This is a genomic window from Methyloceanibacter sp. (assembly GCF_058506495.1).
Map to the genome: position 1 here is coordinate 1 of NZ_JBZMXT010000169.1, position 2486 is coordinate 2486.

Below are 2486 nucleotides of genomic sequence, written 5' to 3' on the forward strand. Positions count from 1 at the left end.
GAGTCCTCGGCCGTGAACTACGGCAACTCGGTCCTCGGCATCCGGACCAATCGCTACGGCGCGGGGATGGAGATGCTCTGCGCTATGCTTGGCAAGGCGCCACTCTTCGGCCTCATGACCGACGAGGGCCGCAAGGCCAAGTGGCTCATCGACGTCAAAACGTCGAAGGAGCCAGACTGGGGCGTGCTCGGCACGGCGATCGGCCGGAAATGCGTCGAGGACATCCCGTACATAGCGGGCGTCGACAAGTACTTCGGCGGCGAGGTTACCAACGACAACTGGCACAAGCTGAAGTACATGGGCAGCGCCACTGCGGCCGCCGGCGCCGTCGGCTGTTACCACGTCGAAGGTGTGACGCCGGAGCCTAAGGACAAGGGTCGCGATCTGCTGGTCAAGGACTTCCAGACCTACGTCTTCGACGACAAAGAGCAGCAGGCGATCATCGACACCTTTGAAAATCTCTGGCCGGATAAGGACGGCGACCCGACGACCTGTTTCATCGGCTGCCCGCACTGCAACTACGAGGAGTCCGTGCGATGGCTGAAGATGATAACGGACGCGCTTGACAAGGCCGGCCAAGAAAAGACGGCGATCCCGGTTTACATCTTCATGCCCACCGTCGTGCGTACGCGCATCCTGATGGAGGAACCGGAGCTCGCAGGCAAGGGGAAGGCCGCCGGCGTTTCGTACACCAACATGTGCGCCGTCAGCTATTCGGGCATGAAGGGCTTTTCGGATCGCATTCGTGGGGTCACGAACTCCGCCAAGAACCGAAACTATTCGTCGATCCGCTATTTCCCCGATCAGAAGCTCATCGACATTGTGCTGACCGGCAAGGTCTAGGCTTAAAGGAACATCTAGCGGCATCGGGCTCCGCGAGCCCGGTCGGCCAGGTAAACCGATCTGATTGGAGACTGAGCATGGCAAAGACGTTTAAAGGACGCCCCATTATTCCGGGAAAGCTCGAAGGTGAGGCGCTCGTATCGAAGCAACCCTTCAATACGACCGCATCCTACTTCACCAATATGTTTGCCGGGAACACAAAGGACGCGCCCTGCACGGACGCCAACAATGCGGAGCTTTATAAGAAGGATCTGAGCGGAGCGATCATTTGCACGCCCCAGACCGTCGGCTCGACCATGGGCGCTGGCGCGATCATGGGCATGAACCTGCTCGGCGTCGGGTTTAAGGCGATGCTGTTCTCGGACCACATCGACAGCATCGCGGCAGGCGGGTTGATCATGGATGACATCTGGAACGACCGGAAGGTCATCACGATCGACCTTCTGGGCGACGAGTTCATGAATACTGTGAAGACCGGCGATGCGATAAAAATTAGTGAAGACGGAACGGTCGAAGTCGGCTAGCGCACTAAGATAGGTCCAACGAAGCGCCCGGCAACGACACTTGAGTTGCCGGGTGCATAAAATGCCATTGCTTCGCCGGAGGGTGGTGAGCACCAGCGGACCAGGTGAGCGGGATTCTGCCCGCAGGCGACAAAGAACCTTTAACGACGTCGTTTTTTGAATACTGCTTCTGCTCCGCAGATCGCTCTCGTCTGCTTGCGCGCCTTGTCCTCTCTCATTACCGACAACGCCGCATGCCGTTTTGATGAACTAATCGAATGGCAACGGAGGCCAAGCTCGGCCTCTGGGCCATGTAGGCGGGGCTCAGGGGATGTTTTATTCGACGCAAAATGTTTCGCCAAACTGATGGCGTAACAAACGAGTCACACCGCGTATTTAACTCTTGCGTGGCCAGCTTAAGAGCCGACCAATTGGGCTTTCGCCTGATACTTTCAGCGAAGAAAAAATGATTCGCGGCTCGAGAGAGGGCAGGCTTCATGACGAAACCATTGGCTGGTTTATGCGTCTTTCTCTTGATGATGGCAGCCTCTGGCAAGGCTCAGGCCCAAGAGGGTACAGGTGGCGCTGCCGCCGCCAAGCCGCAGGAGCCTGTCGGCTTTGCTGACTCTCGGCAGGACCCGAAGAATCAATTCGAGCATGCTGAGGTTCGTGCGGCGCAATCGCACGGGCTGATCCCATTCTCACCCCTGCAGCCACTGCGGGACAAATTCAAGGCTTTCAATGAACGGATGTCGCGTGCCGCGCACATGAAGTTCGGGCTGGCCTTCCACACTGTTTATCAGGGTGCATCAAAGGTGCGGCCTGGGACTGATGACTCGGGAATCGCAACTGACTTCGATTTTACCGGCCGCTGGGCGCTGGTTCGTCGGGGGCAGCCAACACAGGGCGAGCTGTTTTTCGGCGTTGAAGGTCGTTGGGACTACGGGACGACTGGTCCGCAAGATCTCGGTTTCGCTAGTGTCGGGACCGCCGGTGGGACCGCAAATACGTATTCAGCCTACGATCCAGCGTTTATTTTGCGGAACCTCTATTACCATCAAGGCGGTGAAGAGGCCGGCTGGGTCGTTAGAGCGGGTAAGATTACGGTTGACGCTATCTTTCTCACCAATCGCCATATCA

3 protein-coding genes are annotated in these 2486 nt (G+C 57.6%); all 3 read left to right on the plus strand.

The window, feature by feature from the left end; genetic code table 11:
• Window positions 1–843, plus strand: an 843-nt coding sequence (locus tag AC33YF_RS13675) for an aconitase X (RefSeq protein ID WP_491777766.1), incomplete at its 5' end; no start/stop codon positions are given.
• 77 nt (window positions 844–920) lie between these two features.
• A complete protein-coding gene (locus AC33YF_RS13680) occupies window positions 921–1367 on the plus strand; it encodes an aconitase X swivel domain-containing protein (RefSeq protein ID WP_491777767.1) in 447 nt (148 codons plus the stop codon).
• A 476-nt stretch (window positions 1368–1843) separates the two neighbouring features.
• On the plus strand, window positions 1844–2486 hold a 643-nt coding region (locus AC33YF_RS13685), incomplete at its 3' end, for a hypothetical protein (RefSeq protein WP_491777768.1).